Source organism: Pseudomonas grimontii (assembly GCF_007858185.1).
GTDB classification, from domain to species: Bacteria; Pseudomonadota; Gammaproteobacteria; order Pseudomonadales; family Pseudomonadaceae; genus Aquipseudomonas; species Aquipseudomonas grimontii.
The window spans coordinates 182,783-197,493 of sequence record NZ_VFES01000015.1; the positions used below are offsets into that span (position 1 = coordinate 182,783).

Annotated in this window: 11 protein-coding genes; 6 read left to right on the forward strand and 5 right to left on the reverse strand. The window is 62.2% G+C overall.

The genetic code is table 11. The features are described from left to right. The first annotated feature begins 1 nt into the window (after position 1). Positions 2-649 (forward strand): dihydroxyacetone kinase subunit DhaL, encoded by a 648-nt coding sequence (gene dhaL, locus FIV39_RS22705; protein WP_090403330.1) that lies wholly within the window; start codon positions 2-4, stop codon positions 647-649. On the opposite strand, the gene FIV39_RS22710 is transcribed toward dhaL, so the two are convergent. Beyond that, entirely contained in the window at positions 606-1,502 is an 897-nt protein-coding gene (locus FIV39_RS22710; RefSeq protein ID WP_090403328.1) for a LysR family transcriptional regulator, read from the reverse strand. The two genes, dhaL and FIV39_RS22710, sit on opposite strands and share 44 nt — an antisense overlap. Before the next feature lie 150 nt (positions 1,503-1,652). Between FIV39_RS22710 and FIV39_RS22715 the strand changes: the two genes are divergently transcribed. After that, on the forward strand, positions 1,653-3,161 hold the full coding sequence (locus FIV39_RS22715) for an MFS transporter (protein WP_090403326.1): 1,509 nt from the start codon (positions 1,653-1,655) through the stop codon (positions 3,159-3,161). A gap of 341 nt (positions 3,162-3,502) precedes the next feature. Here the strand turns inward: FIV39_RS22715 and sohB are convergent, their stop codons facing one another. Next, positions 3,503-4,528 carry a protease SohB gene (gene sohB, locus FIV39_RS22720; RefSeq protein WP_090403324.1) on the reverse strand — a complete coding sequence of 342 codons (1,026 nt, stop codon included), beginning with the start codon at positions 4,526-4,528 and terminating at the stop codon, positions 3,503-3,505. A gap of 195 nt (positions 4,529-4,723) precedes the next feature. Here sohB and FIV39_RS22725 point away from each other — a divergent pair, with 195 nt between their 5' ends. Then, positions 4,724-5,434, forward strand: a complete 711-nt coding sequence (locus tag FIV39_RS22725) for a histidine phosphatase family protein (RefSeq protein ID WP_090403321.1) — start codon at positions 4,724-4,726, stop codon at positions 5,432-5,434. A 56-nt stretch (positions 5,435-5,490) separates the two neighbouring features. Next, positions 5,491-5,805: an SCP2 sterol-binding domain-containing protein gene (locus FIV39_RS22730; RefSeq protein WP_090403319.1), complete on the forward strand. Its 315-nt coding sequence runs from the start codon at positions 5,491-5,493 to the stop codon at positions 5,803-5,805. A 67-nt stretch (positions 5,806-5,872) separates the two neighbouring features. Here the strand turns inward: FIV39_RS22730 and FIV39_RS22735 are convergent, their stop codons facing one another. Together FIV39_RS22735 and FIV39_RS22740 are read right to left on the reverse strand one after the other, a co-directional pair. Beyond that, positions 5,873-8,548: an MGH1-like glycoside hydrolase domain-containing protein gene (locus FIV39_RS22735; protein WP_090403317.1), complete on the reverse strand. Its 2,676-nt coding sequence runs from the start codon at positions 8,546-8,548 to the stop codon at positions 5,873-5,875. A gap of 69 nt (positions 8,549-8,617) precedes the next feature. Then, positions 8,618-10,027, reverse strand: a complete 1,410-nt coding sequence (locus FIV39_RS22740) for an OprD family outer membrane porin (RefSeq protein ID WP_090403315.1) — start codon at positions 10,025-10,027, stop codon at positions 8,618-8,620. Positions 10,028-10,315: 288 nt separating this feature from the next. Here FIV39_RS22740 and hglS point away from each other — a divergent pair, with 288 nt between their 5' ends. Then, positions 10,316-11,692 carry a 2-oxoadipate dioxygenase/decarboxylase HglS gene (gene hglS / locus FIV39_RS22745; protein WP_090403313.1) on the forward strand — a complete coding sequence of 459 codons (1,377 nt, stop codon included), beginning with the start codon at positions 10,316-10,318 and terminating at the stop codon, positions 11,690-11,692. Between the two features lie 158 nt (positions 11,693-11,850). On the opposite strand, the gene FIV39_RS22750 is transcribed toward hglS, so the two are convergent. Further along, the gene (locus FIV39_RS22750; protein ID WP_090403311.1) at positions 11,851-12,075 is read right to left on the reverse strand and encodes a DUF465 domain-containing protein; all 225 of its coding nucleotides are present in this window, start codon (positions 12,073-12,075) and stop codon (positions 11,851-11,853) included. Between the two features lie 175 nt (positions 12,076-12,250). Between FIV39_RS22750 and tkt the strand changes: the two genes are divergently transcribed. After that, positions 12,251-14,308: a transketolase gene (gene tkt / locus FIV39_RS22755; protein ID WP_090403309.1), complete on the forward strand. Its 2,058-nt coding sequence runs from the start codon at positions 12,251-12,253 to the stop codon at positions 14,306-14,308. The last annotated feature ends 403 nt before the right edge of the window (positions 14,309-14,711 follow it).

The following is a 14,711-nucleotide window of genomic DNA, read 5'->3' on the forward strand; positions in this document are numbered from 1 at the left end:
CATGAGCCAGCATTTTTCCAGCCACGACGGCAGCGCCATCGTCACCGACCTGGTCAGCGTGATTGTGGCCAACCGCGAATACCTCAGCGAAGTCGACGGCGCGATTGGCGACGGCGACCATGGCATCAACATGGCCAAGGGCTTTGCCCATTGCGGGCGCACCCTTGAAGGTCGCCAACTGAGCCTCGCCGAAGCCCTGGATGAACTGACCCTGAGCCTGATGGAAGGCATCGGCGGCTCCATGGGGCCGCTGTATGGCAGCCTGTTTATCGGTATGGCCGACGAAGTGCGCGGCCATGATGACATCGACGCCGCCACCTTCGCCCACCTGCTGCGCGGTGGCTTGACCTCGTTGCAGGACATCACCGAAGCGGGCGTCGGTGACAAGTGCCTGATGGATACGTTGATCCCGGCGGTGGAAGCGTTTGAGCGCGCGCATGCCTCGGGGGCGTCGTTCAACGATGCACTGGAGGCGATGAAAACCGCCGCCTCGCAAGGGCGCGACTCCACCAAGGACCTGGTGGCGAAGATCGGTCGCGCCAGTCGCCTGGGCGAGCGCTCACTGGGCGTGCTGGATGCGGGGGCGGTGTCGTGCTGTCTGATCCTTACGCGTCTGGCGGATTCAGTGCAGCCGCGCCTGAGTGTTTGACCTGCTGGATATACCGCGCCACCGCCGGCGCTTTCTCGAAGCGCCGGTGAATCAGCGACAGCCACGACGAGGCGTCGCTGCCCTGAATGCTGCGGTACACCACGCCCGGTAACTGCACATGCGCGACCATTGACGCGGGCACCACCGCCACGCCCTGGCCCATCGACACCAGCGCCACCACCGCGACCAGCCCGCCCGGTTGCGGCCCCAGGCGCGGCGCATATCCGCCTTGCGCGGCGATATGCAGGGTGCCGCTGATCTGCTCCGGCAGGATAAATGTCTCGTTTTGCAGGTGTTCGCAGCCAATGGCCGCGAGCCCCAGCAGCCAGGAATCCTGGGGCAACGCCAAGACAAAACCTTCGCTGTCCAGGCGCACCGCCTCCAGCCCTTCGGGCAACGTCATCGGCGAGCGGATGTAGCCGATGTCGTAGCGCCCGTCCGCCACCGCACCCGGCAGCGTGGCCATGGCGCATTCGCGCACATTCACGCTCACGTCGGGAAATGCCTGGCCGAACGCGCGCATCTGCCGCTGCAACAGCCCGGAGTACACCGCCGAGGCTACGTAACCCAATTCGATATGACCGATCTCGCCACGCCCGGCGCGCTGGGCATGACGTTGGGCAAATTCGAACTGGCGCACGGTGGCTTCGGCTTCGACCAGCAAGGCGGCGCCGGCTTCGGTGAGGCTGACTTCGCGTTGCCGGCGGATAAACAAGCGAGTGCCCAGGCTGGTTTCCATGTCCTGGATCTGCCGACTCAGGGTCGGTGGCGCGATCCCCAATTGCTCGGCGGCGCGGGTGAAGTTGCGCTGCCGGGCCACAGCGAGGAAGTAGCGAAAATGGCGGATGTCCATAGCAGAATTAGCTCAAAGGTAATGAAGTACTCCACACCGGCTAACAATGTCAGCAATGGCCGGGGATAAGCTTGAAGCACCTCAACACTAGAGAGCCCTTGCGATGTCCGTCAACTGCATTCCCCATATTGCCTGTAAGGTAATACAATCATGAGCCGGGTCAGCCCGCGCCTGACGTTGCTGACCGCGTCCGGCGTCTGCTCGCTGATCGTGCTCGACACCAATATCGTCGCCGTGACCCTGCCGAGCATCGCCCGCGACCTGGGGGCGAACTTCGCCGATATCGAGTGGGTGGTCAGCGCCTATATGCTGGCGTTTGCCGCTTTGCTGCTGCCGGCCGGGAGCATTGCTGATCGGTTCGGCCGCAAGAAATCCCTGGTCTGGGGCCTGAGTGTTTTTATCCTCGCCTCCCTTGGCTGCGGGGCGGCGCCGAGTGCGCTGTGGCTGGACATCGCCCGTGCGGTAAAGGGCGTGGGCGCAGCGTTATTGCTCACTTCGGCCCTGGCCTCCATTGGTCACACCTTCCACGATGAGGTCGAGCGGGCCAAGGCCTGGGCGTTCTGGGGGGCCTGCATGGGCGTGGCGATGACGGCCGCGCCGACCGTGGGCGGCTTGATCACCGAGTACCTGGGCTGGCGCTGGATTTTCTACCTCAACCTGCCCGTGGGCCTGGCGCTGATGGCCTTGGTATTGCGCGCGATTCCGGAATCCCGCGATACCCAATCCGCCCGCCTCGACCCGTGGGGTAGCCTGGCCTTCAGCGCGAGCCTGTTGTGTCTGATCTGGGGCCTGATCGAGGCCAACCGCATCGGCTGGGACAACCCGCTGACTTATGCGCGCCTGATCGGCGGCGCGGTGTTGCTCGGTGTGTTTGTGGGGGTCGAACGTGTGCAACAGCGCCCCATGGTGGACCTGCAACTGTTTCGCCACCCGCGTTTTATCGGTGCCTTGCTCGGGATGTTTGCCTACGCCGGGTGCGCCCAGGTGATGATGACGTTGCTGCCGTTTTATCTGCAGAACGGCCTGGGTTTGTCCGCAATTGCCTCGGGCCTGGGCATGCTGCCGTTCGCCTTGACCATGCTGGTCTGCCCACGGATTGGCGCGCGCCTGGCGGGTCGCTTCGCACCGGCAACGATGATGGCGGCCGGATTGACCCTGGTGGGCTGCGGCAACCTGTTAAGTGCCTGGGCGGTGAATATCGGCGGCTACGTGCCCTTCGCCCTGGCGATTGCAGTCACCGGGGCCGGTGCCGGTTTGCTCAACGGCGATACGCAGAAAAACATCATGGCCTGCGTGCCACGGGACCGTGCGGGCATGGCCTCGGGCATGAGCACCACCCTGCGGTTCAGCGCGATCATGTTGGCGATTGGCGTGTATGGCGCACTGCTGAGCAGCCACAGTGAGCAGTTGTTGCGCGCAAGTATCGACCCGCAATGGCAGGCGCAGGTGACGGGAATTGCTTCGCGGGTGGTGGCTGGGGATATGCCGGCGGCAATGGGTCTGTTGCCGGAATCCGCCCGGACGGTGGTGCAACCGCTGGCGCCGCAGGCGTTTGTGGACGGGTTCAGCGGGGTGTTGTGGGTGGCAGGGTTATTGGGATTGCTCGGAGCGCTGGTGGTGGGGAGGCTGATGCGCAAGCAGATACCCACACCGAACTAAATGTGGGAGAGGGCTGACCCTAATACCAGTCAGTTAAGGAGGAACACTGTAACTGTGGCGAGCGGGCTTGCCCCGCGTTGGGCTGCGCAGCAGCCCCAATAAGAGCGCTGCAGTGTGCCAGGCAGCTCCGGGACTCTGTTTTGGGGCTGCTTCGCAGCCCAACGCGGGGCAAGCCCGCTCGCCACAACAGCCCTATCTGCCGGGCGTTCAGCGTTGAGCTAAAGTTGTGTAGATACCTATGCCCCTATGAGGGTGTGTCAGTAAATGCAACTGTGACTGACCCATCGCCATCGGGGGCAAGCCCCCTCCCACAGGGGACTGCATGCATTCTGAACGTCGGGTTACCAGAACCGTTGCTGGGTCAGACGGCTCCACCAGGTCAGCAGCACCCGGTCTACCGAGCCGCTGGCCGCCAGGCCCACCCGCTCCTGCAGGCTTTTACGTTCGGCATAGTGCAGGTGGAACACCTCGGCGGTCTTGGCCTTGGTGGCCAGGTATTCGTCGCTGGTTTGCAGTTCGTCGACCAGTTGCTTATCCAGCGCTGCAACCCCCAGCCAAACTTCACCAGTGGCCACGTCATCAATCGCCAGCTGTGGGCGATAACGCGACACGAAGTTCTTGAACAGCTGATGGGTGATGTCCAGGTCTTCCTGGAACTTCTCGCGGCCCTTCTCGGTGTTTTCGCCAAAGACCGTGAGAGTGCGTTTGTACTCGCCGGCGGTCAGCACTTCAAAGTCGATGTCGTGCTTTTTCAGCAGGCGGTTGACGTTGGGCAGCTGCGCCACCACGCCAATGGAGCCGAGGATCGCAAACGGTGCGCTGATGATCTTCTCGCCGATGCACGCCATCATGTAGCCGCCGCTGGCTGCGACCTTGTCGATGCACACGGTCAACGGCACGCCCGCCTGGCGGATACGCGCCAGTTGCGACGACGCCAGGCCGTAGCTGTGCACCATACCGCCGCCGCTTTCCAGGCGCAGCACCACTTCGTCCTTGGGCGTGGCCAGGCTCAGCAGCGCGGTGATTTCATGGCGCAGGCTCTCGGTGGCCGAGGCCTTGATGTCGCCGTCGAAATCCAGCACGAACACCCGTGGCTTGGCCTCGGGTTTCTTCTTGCTGTTCTTCTTTTCGGCTTTGCTTTCGGACTTGCGCAGGGCCTTGAGCTGCTCCTTGTCGAGCAAGCTCGACTCGAGGCGCTCACGCAGGCCCTTATAGAAGTCATTGAGCTTGCTGACCTGCAGTTGGCCGGCGGCTTTGCGACGCCCTTTACTGCGCAGTGCCGCGAAGCTGATCAGTACCACCAGAATAGCGACCACCAGGGTGACGGTCTTCGCCAGAAAGCTCGCGTATTCAGCCAGAAAATCCATGTGTCTCCTTAAAAATGCACTGCGCCAGGCGCGGATTGCCCAAGCATACCGACGGGACCGCCGGGCGACCAGTGCTCAAACAACCAGCAGGTGCGCGCTCTAACGGGGTTTTAAAACAAGCGTATGTTTTTTCATTGACAGCTCCCTGGCATCCTCATAACCTCGCCAGACTTTCAACGTACCGGGAAAACGGACGTGGGCAGCATCTATTTGATTCGACATGGCCAGGCCTCCTTCGGTGCAGACGACTATGACGTCCTGTCGCCCGTCGGCGTGGAACAAGCGCAAGTGCTCGGTCGTCACCTGGCGGATATGGGCCTGGTGTTCGACCGTTGCGTGGCCGGCGACCTGCGCCGCCAGCAGCACACGGCCACCGCCGCCTTCGATCAATACAGCACCCTCGGCCTGCCTGTTCCTGCATTGGAAACCGACAGCGCCTTCAACGAATTCGACGCCGACGCAATCATCCGCGCCCTGCTCCCCGACCTGCTCAGCAGCGAACCCGACGCCCTGGACATCCTGCGCAACGCCGCGCAAAACCGCAGCGAGTTCCAACGCATCTTCGCCCTGATCATTGAGCGTTGGCTGGCCGGCACCTATGACACGCCGGGGCTGGAAAGCTGGCTGGGCTTCGTGGAGCGCGTCCAGGGTGGCCTGCAACGCATTCTTGAGGCAGCGGACAACACGCAGAAAATCGCCGTGTTCACCTCCGGTGGCACCATCACCGCCCTGCTCCATCTGATTACCCGGATGCCTGCCGCCCAGGCCTTCGAACTGAACTGGCAAATTGTTAACACCTCGCTCAACCAGCTGAAATTCCGCGGTCGCGAGGTGGCACTGGCTTCCTTCAACAGTCACACCCACTTGCAACTGTTGAAGGCGCCGCAACTCATCACCTTCCGATGAAATGCGGCCAACCGTGACCCCAAGGTCACTGGACTCACCATAAAAGGATCGAAACCATGACTGACGTAGCTAAAGCCGTAGAAGCAATGAAAGCCAAATTCAACCCAGCCGCTGCTGCCGGCCTGGACTTGGTGTTCGGTTTTCGTATCGACGACACCCAGAACTTCTCGCTGATCGTCAAAGACAGCACCTGCGAACTGCAAGAAGGCAAAAACCCTGACGCCCAAGTGACCCTGGTCATGGACGGCGAGACCATGAAAGGCATCGTCGACGGCTCCACCGACGGCATGCAGGCCTTCATGGGCGGCAAGCTGCGCGCTGAAGGCGACATGATGCTGGCCATGAAGCTGAGCGAACTGTTCCCGGCCTGATTCACGGGCAACCCTGAATCGCTGTGGGAGGGGGCTTGCCCCCGATGGCGGTGTGTCAGTCGCTTCATCAGTTGACTGATTCACCGCTATCGGGGGCAAGCCCCCTTCCACATTTGGGCTGTAGCAGCAACGCCACCAACGCACTCCACCCGGTCTGGTGTGATGCGCCCAGCCCTCGCCCGGTCTCGCCATGGAAATACTCATGGAACAACACCAGGTCGCGACTGGCCGGGTCCGCCTCCAACTGCGCATACCCGGCCATCGATGGCCGTGCACCGTTTTCATCCCGCAGAAACAAACGAGTCAGCCGCTGGCTGAGGCTGTCGGCCACTTCCTCCAGCGATGCCAGATACCCACTGCCCGTCGGGTATTCCACCGAGAAGTTGTCCGCGTAATAGCGGTGAAATTCGCGCAGCGATTCGATCAGCATGTAGTTCACCGGCATCCACAATGGCCCGCGCCAGTTGGAATTGCCGCCGTACAAGCGGGAGTCGGATTCACCCGGCTGGTAACGGGCGCACAGGGTGTCGCCATTCATCTTCAGCGCCAATGGCTGCTCGGCGAACGCCTTGGACAGGGAACGCACGCCAAAGGCCGAGAGAAACTCGTCATCATCGAGCATGCGCCGCAGCAGATCCTTGGTGCGCTCGCCACGCAACAGCGCGAGTAACAGACGATTGCCCTGGCCCGGTTCGTTCCAGCGCGACACCAGCTTGGCCAGGTCCGGCCGGTGATGCATGAAACCCAGCAGCCGCTCACGCAACCCCGCCAGCCCTTCGTGTTCGCGCTGTTCCAGCACCAGCACGGCAAACAACGGCATCAGGCCGACGATGGAGCGCAGGCGCACCGGCTCGTTCTGGCCGTCGGGACGGTGCAGTACGTCGTAGAAGAACAGGTCCTGTTCGTCCCACAGGCCTTCGGCGCTGTCGTCGACACGGTTGATGGCGCCGGCGATATACAGGAAGTGCTCGAAAAACTTCACGGCAATATCAACGTACACGACATTGCGCTTGGCCAACTCCAGGCCGATGCGCATCAAGTCCAGCGCATACGCTGCCACCCAGGCGGTGCCGTCGGCCTGATCGAGCTGATAACCCGGCGGCAACGCCGCCGAGCGGTCGAACAAGGCGATATTGTCCAGCCCCAGGAAGCCGCCCTGGAACAGGTTGCGGCCTTCGGCGTCCTTGCGGTTGACCCACCAGGAGAAATTCAGCAGCAGCTTGTGGAAGATCCGCTCGAGGAAATCCAGATCGCCCACACCGGTCAGCGCCTTGTCCTGCTGATACACGCGCCAACTGGCCCAGGCATGCACCGGTGGGTTGGCGTCGTCGAAACGCCATTCATAGGCTGGCAGTTGACCGTTGGGGTGCATGAAGCGGTCCTTCACCAGCAACAACAACTGTTGCTTGGCATACCCAGGATCAATCAGTGCAAACGCCACCGCCTGGAAACCCTGGTCCCAGGAGGCGTACCACGGGTATTCCCAGGTGTCGGGCATGGACAGGATGTCGAAGTTGGACAGGTGCCGCCAATGGGTATTGCGGATATGCAGGCGCTCGGGCGGTGGCGCGGGCTGGGCCGGGTCGCCGTCAAGCCACTGGTTCACATCGAAATAGTAGAGCTGCTTGGACCACAGCAAGCCGGCCAGGGCCTGGCGCTGCACATTGCGGGCGTCGTCATCGACGATGCCTTGCTGCAAGGCGGCGTAGAAGTCATCGGCCTCCTGGCGACGCTGTTCAAACAGTTTGCGCGCGTTGACCTCGGGCGCATCCACGGGCGCAAAGCGCAGGTAAAGGCTTTTGCTTTGCAGGCCCGCCAGTTCAAGGATAAAGCGCGCGGCAACCTTAGTACCGGTGTCGCGACGAATCGCAGCATCCAGCCCTTCGACCACGTAATCGTTGACCCCATCCTTGAACGGCCCCGGCGCCGCTTGCCCGTCGAGCAACGGGAAGTTGCTTTCGTTTTCACAGAACAGCCATTCCAGGCCTTCCTGGCCCCAGGCGCTGAGATGCCGATCGGGCAGTTCATGATGACGGGCCAACACGTGTTCGCCCTCCAGCCTCAACTGCGGCTTGCGCGCATCAACGGTCCAGCTCCAGTCATTGCGCGCCCACACCTGCGGCAACACCTGCAGGCGCGTCGGCTGCTGCGAACGGTTGTGCACGGTGACGCGCATGAAAATATCGTCGGGCTGGTGCTTGGCGTATTCGATGCTGACGTCGCAGTAGCGGTTGTCTTCGAACACGCCGGTATCAAGGATCTCGTACTCGGCATCGTCCAGCCCACGCCGGGCGTTTTCGGCGAGCAGGTCGGCGTAGGGAAAGGCGGCATGGGGGTATTTGTAGAGCATGCGCATGTAGGCATGGCTGGGCACGCCGTCGACGAAAAAGTACAGCTCCTTGACGTCTTCACCGTGGTTGCCCTCGGCGTTATTCAGGCCGAACAGGCGCTCCTTGAGGATCGCGTCGCGCTCGTTCCACAGGGCCAGGCCCAGGCACCAGCGTTGTGCCTTGTCGCTGAAACCGGCCAGGCCATCCTCGCCCCACCGATAGGCGCGGCTGCGCGCATGTTCATGGGGGAAGTAAGTCCAGGCATCGCCGTCGGCGCTGTAGTCTTCGCGCACCGTGCCCCATTGGCGTTCGCTCAGATAGGGGCCCCACTCGCGCCAACGCTCGGCATCCTGCGTCGCCAGGCGTTGGCCTTCAATCGTGTCCAGTATTCGGGTGTCGGGTGTGGCCGTCATCGGGTCCTCCATCGCCTACCAGGTGAGGAGCAGTGTAGAGCCCAATGACGCCCGGGCGCACATGAAGACTTAGAAGATGGCGTACGTGTAGTTGAAGATCAGGCGGGTCTGGTCCTGATCGGCGGTGCCGGTGTTTTTGCCGTGATAGGTACCGGTACGCAAGGTGGTACCGAAGCCTTTCAGAGGACCGGCCTGGACTACATAGTCGAGGCGCAAGTCGGTTTCGTTTTCTTTCTGGTCAGGGCCACCGGCCACCTTCGACTTGATATCCGTACCGTCCAGGTAGGCCACGGACGCTTTCAAGCCCGGCACGTAGGCCTTGAAGTCATACGCGTACTGCCCGAAGTTGACCTGCTCGCCCGCCCGAGAGAATTGGCCCACCACCGCGTCGGTGAACAGGTAGAAGTCGCTGCCGCCGGCACCTTGGGCGTGCGGGTCGGCAAGGCTGCCCTGGTTGACCCACACAAAGCCACCGTCGCCACCCACGCCGATATGGCCGAGCATCAGGCTGCTGCCGCCCAGTTGGTAGGTGAACGCGGCACTGTAGGTTTTGTTGTCCACTTCGTTCGCGTGCTTGGCGTAGCCGCCGTTGTTGTTGAACTGGTAGCCGCTCTCGCCATTCTTGCCGTCGCTGCTGCTGTCGAAGTAACGCAGATCGGTCTTGAACGACTGATCGTTACCCAGCGGCAGCACATGGACCAGGCCAACGTAGTTCTGTTTGTAGAAGTCCTGCAGGTTGGCGTAGTAGTACTGCAACGTCAGGTTTTTCGCGATGGCGTTGTCGGACGAACCAAACGGTTTGTAGTCCACCCCACCGAATTTGAAGCTGTCGCTGTCGCGCGTACCGCCGGCCACGCTCAAGCCCGTGGAGTTGCTGGAGGCACGGCCTTCGACGCGGTTCAGCTCGCCACCGGTGAAGGTGACGTTGGGAATATCGCTGGAGCTAAGGATCCCGCCGTCAAAGGTTTGCGGGGCCACGCGGCTGTCGTTGGAGACCAGGATCGGCAGCACCGGCGCCAAGCCACCACCGACATGCAACTCGGTCTGGGAAATGCGGAACTTCACGTTGCCGGCTGCGCGACCGAAGGCATCAGCCGGCTCGGTGCCGTTGTTCCTGGTCGGGAAAAAGCTGTTGCCGTTACCCGCCAGGCCCGGGCCCGCGGTGTGACCATCGCCACCGTCCAGGCGCAGGGCGCCGAAGGCCATCACGTCGAAACCCAGGCCAACGGTGCCTTGGGTGAAACCGGATTTGTAGTCGAAACGCAGCGCGGTTGCCGCTTCGCGCAAGTCGTTGTTAGTCCCCGAGCGGTTATCCGCGCTGTAGTACATGGTCCGCGAACTGACGGACGCATGGCTGTCTTCGAGAAAGCCGCTGTGGCCATTGCCCGTGCCCAGCGAACCGAGCCCGAAGTCATCCGCGTAAGCCTGTTGTGCAAGAACGGCGGCCGTGATCGACAACGCCAGTGTAGAAATTTTCATTAACTGCGGCCCCTGAATGTTTTTTTATCGTGCTTGGCGTGCAAACCCGTTGTGGGCTCTGCAAACGTGACGATTCTTTCATGCCGGCCTGGACGGACCTCGTGAAGCTTTCTTTAGAAAAGTGCCTGGAAAATGAAATTTCCTTGCCGCCGTTTTTTGTCATATTCACGTCATTTCATTCATTTGCAGAATGAAGTCCAGAGGATTCTTCGTTTGCACGCCCGCCCACAGCCCAACAAAATCCAGGCATAGGCCGCGCCCATCTCCATCGCCATCAGGAATTTTTCTATGCACGCCACCGCACATGTCAGCCCCGACGAGATCCGCAAGGGCTTTTCCAAGGCCATGTCCGACATGTACCGAGATGAAGTTCCCCTGTATGGCGCACTCATGGAGCTGGTCGCCGCCACCAACGCCCGCGTACTCGACACCGAACCGGGCCTGGCGCAACAGCTGCAACGCACCGGCGAGATCCAGCGCCTGGACATGGAACGCCATGGCGCCATCCGCCTGGGCACCGCGGCGGAACTGGCGACCATCAGCCGCCTGTTCGCGGTGATGGGCATGCAGCCGGTGGGCTACTACGACCTGACACCCGCCGGCGTACCGGTGCACTCCACCGCCTTCCGCGCCGTGCATGAAAGCGCGCTGCAAACCAGCCCGTTTCGCGTGTTCACCTCGCTGCTGCGCCTGGAGCTGATCGAAAACCCCGAGCTGCGTGCGTTTGCCGAAACCGCCCTGGCCAAGCGCTCGATCTTCACCCCCCGCGCCCTGGCGCTGATCGAGCAATCGGAGAAAGACGGCGGCCTCACTGCTTCGGATGCCGATGAGTTTGTGCGCCAGGCCCTGGAAACCTTCCGCTGGCACCACACTGCGACCGTCACCGGCGCGCAGTACCAACAGCTCAGCGACCAGCACCGCCTGATCGCCGACGTGGTGGCTTTCAAGGGCCCGCACATCAACCACCTGACCCCGCGCACCCTGGACATCGACCAGGTCCAGGCCGCCATGCCCGGCAAGGGCATCACCCCCAAGGCCGTGATCGAAGGCCCACCCCGCCGCCACTGCCCGATCCTGTTGCGCCAGACCAGCTTCAAGGCCCTCGACGAACCCATCGCCTTCACTGATGCCCAGGGCAGCCACAGCGCGCGCTTCGGCGAAATCGAACAGCGTGGCGTGGCGCTGACGCCCAAAGGCCGCGCGTTGTACGACCAACTGCTGAATGCCGCGCGCGACGAACTGGGCGCCTTCCCCAACGAGGGCAACGCCGCGCGTTACATGCAATTGATGGAGCAGCACTTCCAGGCCTTCCCGGATAACCACGCGCACATGCGTGAACAGGGCCTCGCTTACTTCCGCTACTTCGCCACGGAAAAAGGCCTGGCAGCACGCGGCCAGGCCGATCAACCGCGCACGCTGGAGGCACTGGTCGCCGCCGGCCATGTGGATGTCGAACCGTTGGTGTATGAGGATTTCCTGCCGGTGAGTGCGGCGGGGATTTTCCAGTCGAACCTGGGGGACGCGGCGCAGAGTCACTACGCCGCCAATTCGAACCAAGCCGAATTCGAGAAGGCCCTGGGGCGCAAGACGATTGATGAATTGAAGCTGTATGGCGAGACGCAGCAGCGCTCGATGGATGAATGCACCCGCACGCTGCTGGGGTAAAAACCGACAGTGCCCACCCGGCTCACCGGCGCAATCCTTGCGCCGCAACAGTCCCTTGAGCCGGGTGGGCGAGCGGCATCATAGGTAGGCGGGACAGAGATGTCTTTCAGTCAATTCTGAAAAAATCTGCACAGCCGATGGCAGGTGTGGTTCTCTGCTTAACCCAGTCGCCCCACAATCTCGTCTTTGACCAACAGTCGTTTCTTCTTCAGCTTCTCCACATCCTCATCGCTGGCTTTGGCCGATTCCGCCTTAAGCACCTCCCCGTCGGCAGCGTCGTATTGAGTGAGCAGCGAGTCCAGGCGTTTGTCGCTCGCCCTGCGTTCGTGAACGTCTTCCTTGCTCAACCCCAAATCCTGATACAGGTCGTGTTTCACTGGCATGGCGTACCTCCGCAAGTTGATCAATGGCTTACACCCTTGAAGCTAGCCCATTCCGACGGGTCTTGTCATGTTTAGGCTCAATCCATCCCCGTTCGTCGCGACGCAGGCAATGGGATCAAACCTTTGCCACGTCCAGCCCTCCACTGTAGATCGCCACCCGAGGGAGAACGGTTTCATGACTCACGCTGCCACTGCTGTCGACACCCAATGCATCAACACCCTCCGCACCCTGGCCATGGACGCCGTGCAGAAGGCCAACTCCGGCCACCCCGGCACGCCCATGGGCCTGGCCCCGGTGGGCTATACGCTGTGGAGTCGCTTCCTGCGTTACCACCCCGAGCATCCCGACTGGCCCAACCGTGATCGCTTTGTGTTGTCGGTGGGGCATGCGTCGATGCTGCTGTATTCGCTGCTGCACCTGGCGGGTGTGGTCGAGATCGATGCCCATGGCAAACGCTCGGGGCAGCCGGCGATCAGCCTGGACGACATCAAGCAGTTCCGGCAGATGAGTTCCAAGACCCCGGGCCATCCCGAATACCGCATGACCACCGGCGTGGAAACCACCACCGGGCCGCTGGGCCAAGGCTGCGCCAACAGCGTCGGCATGGCCATGGCCGAGCGTTGGCTGGGCGAGCGTTTCAACCGCGACGACCAGGTGCTGTTCGACTACAACGTCTACACCCTGTGCGGTGACGGCGACATGATGGAGGGCATCAGCAGCGAAGCCGCGTCGATGGCCGGGCACTTGAAGCTCGATAACCTGTGCTGGATCTACGACAACAACACCATCAGCATCGAGGGCCACACCGAGCTGGCCTTCAGCGAAGACGTGATCAAGCGCTTCCAGGCCTATGGCTGGCACACCTTGCACGTGACCGACGCGAATGACTTACAGGCCTTGAGCGAGGCGTTGGAAACCTTCCAGCGCACTACTGGCGCACCCACCCTGATCGTGGTCGACAGCGTGATCGGCTATGGCTCGCCGCACAAACACAACACCGCCGCCGCCCATGGCGAGCCATTGGGCGATGAAGAAATCCGCCTGACCAAGGCCGCGTATGGCTGGCCCGAAGACTCCAGTTTCCTGGTGCCGGACGAAGCCCGCAACGTGTTGCGTGATGCGCTGCTGGAGCGCAGCCGGCCGCTCTATGAAGCATGGAACCAGAGCTTGTCGCAGCTTGATCAAGCCGAGCCGGCATTGGCCGACGAGTTGCGCCGCATGCGCGCAGGCGAAATGCCGCAGCATTGGCAAGATGACCTGCCCAGCTTCGACAGCGACGCCAAGGGTGTGGCCAGCCGTGCCGCCGGTGGCGAAGTGCTGAATGCGTTTGCCCGGCACATCCCTTGGCTGCTCGGCGGCTCGGCGGACCTCTCGCCCTCGACCAAGACCAACCTCACCTTCGACGGTGCCGGGCGCTTCAGTGCCGACGACTACAGTGGGCGCAACCTGCACTTCGGCATCCGCGAACACGCCATGGGCGCGATTGCCAATGGCATGGCGCTGTCCTACCTGCGGCCGTACACCTCGACGTTCCTGGTGTTCAGCGACTACATGAAACCGCCGATCCGCCTGGCCGCGATCATGGAGCTGCCGGTGGTATTCGTGTTCACCCATGACTCGATTGGCGTAGGCGAAGATGGGCCGACCCACCAGCCCATCGAACACCTGACCCAACTGCGCGCCACGCCGGGGCTGCTGACCCTGCGCCCCGGCGACGCGAATGAAACCTTGGAACTGTGGAAGGTCGCGCTGGCGCAGACCCACAGGCCAAGTTGCGTGGTGCTGTCTCGCCAGCCACTGCCGACGTTGGATCGTACGAAGTATGCGGCGGCGTCGGGTGCGGCCAAGGGCGCGTATGTGCTGGCGGGGGCTGACGATCCTAAGGTGATTCTGTTGGCAACGGGCAGTGAAGTCAGCCTGGCGGTTGCAGCTTATGAGCAGTTGAAAAGCGAAGGGATTGCTGCGCAGGTGGTTTCAATGCCCAGCTGGGAACTGTTCGAAGACCAGGACCAAGCCTACCGCGACAGTGTGTTGCCGCCGGCAGTGAAGGCACGGGTGGTGGTGGAACAGGCCGGGCCACTGGGCTGGGACCGCTATGTCGGCCAGACCGGCGCCAAGGTGGTAATGAACAGCTTCGGCGCGTCAGCACCGCTGGCGAAGTTGCAGGAGAAGTTCGGGTTTACGGTTGAGAACGTGGTGAAGCAGGCCAAGGCACAGATCAACCTGACGTAACACTGAGCAAAATGTGGGAGGGGCGGTGCGACGATTCGACTTGCTCCCGATAGCGGTCGGTCAGCCACAAATGCATCAACTGACACGCCCTCATCGGGGCATAGGCATCTACACAGCTTGAGCCGAGCCCCCTGCGTAGCTGTCGAGCCCTGGCGAGGCTGCGTGAGGCCCTCACAAACACCCAGCATCACGATGAATCGCCGCGAGAACGTGGATGGTCAGTGATGTCAGCGATGTGCCCAACGCAGCCTCGCTTGCGCTCGGCAGCTGCTACGGGAGCGTGAGATGGCGGGCAGCCGTCGAGCCCTGGCGAGGCTGCGTGAGGCCCTCACAAACACCCAGCATCACGGTGAATCGCCGCGAGAACGTGGATGGTCAGTGATGTCGGCGGTGCGCCCAACGC

Excerpts from the sequence above, each read along its gene's own strand:
- dhaL (WP_090403330.1), top strand. The coding sequence starts at position 2 with ATGAGCCAGCATTTTTCCAGCCACGACGGCAGCGCCATCGTCACCGAC.
- FIV39_RS22710 (WP_090403328.1), bottom strand. The coding sequence starts at position 1,502 with ATGGACATCCGCCATTTTCGCTACTTCCTCGCTGTGGCCCGGCAGCGC.
- FIV39_RS22715 (WP_090403326.1), top strand. The coding sequence starts at position 1,653 with ATGAGCCGGGTCAGCCCGCGCCTGACGTTGCTGACCGCGTCCGGCGTC.
- sohB (WP_090403324.1), bottom strand. The coding sequence starts at position 4,528 with ATGGATTTTCTGGCTGAATACGCGAGCTTTCTGGCGAAGACCGTCACC.
- FIV39_RS22730 (WP_090403319.1), top strand. The coding sequence starts at position 5,491 with ATGACTGACGTAGCTAAAGCCGTAGAAGCAATGAAAGCCAAATTCAAC.
- FIV39_RS22735 (WP_090403317.1), bottom strand. The coding sequence starts at position 8,548 with ATGACGGCCACACCCGACACCCGAATACTGGACACGATTGAAGGCCAA.
- FIV39_RS22740 (WP_090403315.1), bottom strand. The coding sequence starts at position 10,027 with ATGAAAATTTCTACACTGGCGTTGTCGATCACGGCCGCCGTTCTTGCA.
- hglS (WP_090403313.1), top strand. The coding sequence starts at position 10,316 with ATGCACGCCACCGCACATGTCAGCCCCGACGAGATCCGCAAGGGCTTT.
- FIV39_RS22750 (WP_090403311.1), bottom strand. The coding sequence starts at position 12,075 with ATGCCAGTGAAACACGACCTGTATCAGGATTTGGGGTTGAGCAAGGAA.
- tkt (WP_090403309.1), top strand. The coding sequence starts at position 12,251 with ATGACTCACGCTGCCACTGCTGTCGACACCCAATGCATCAACACCCTC.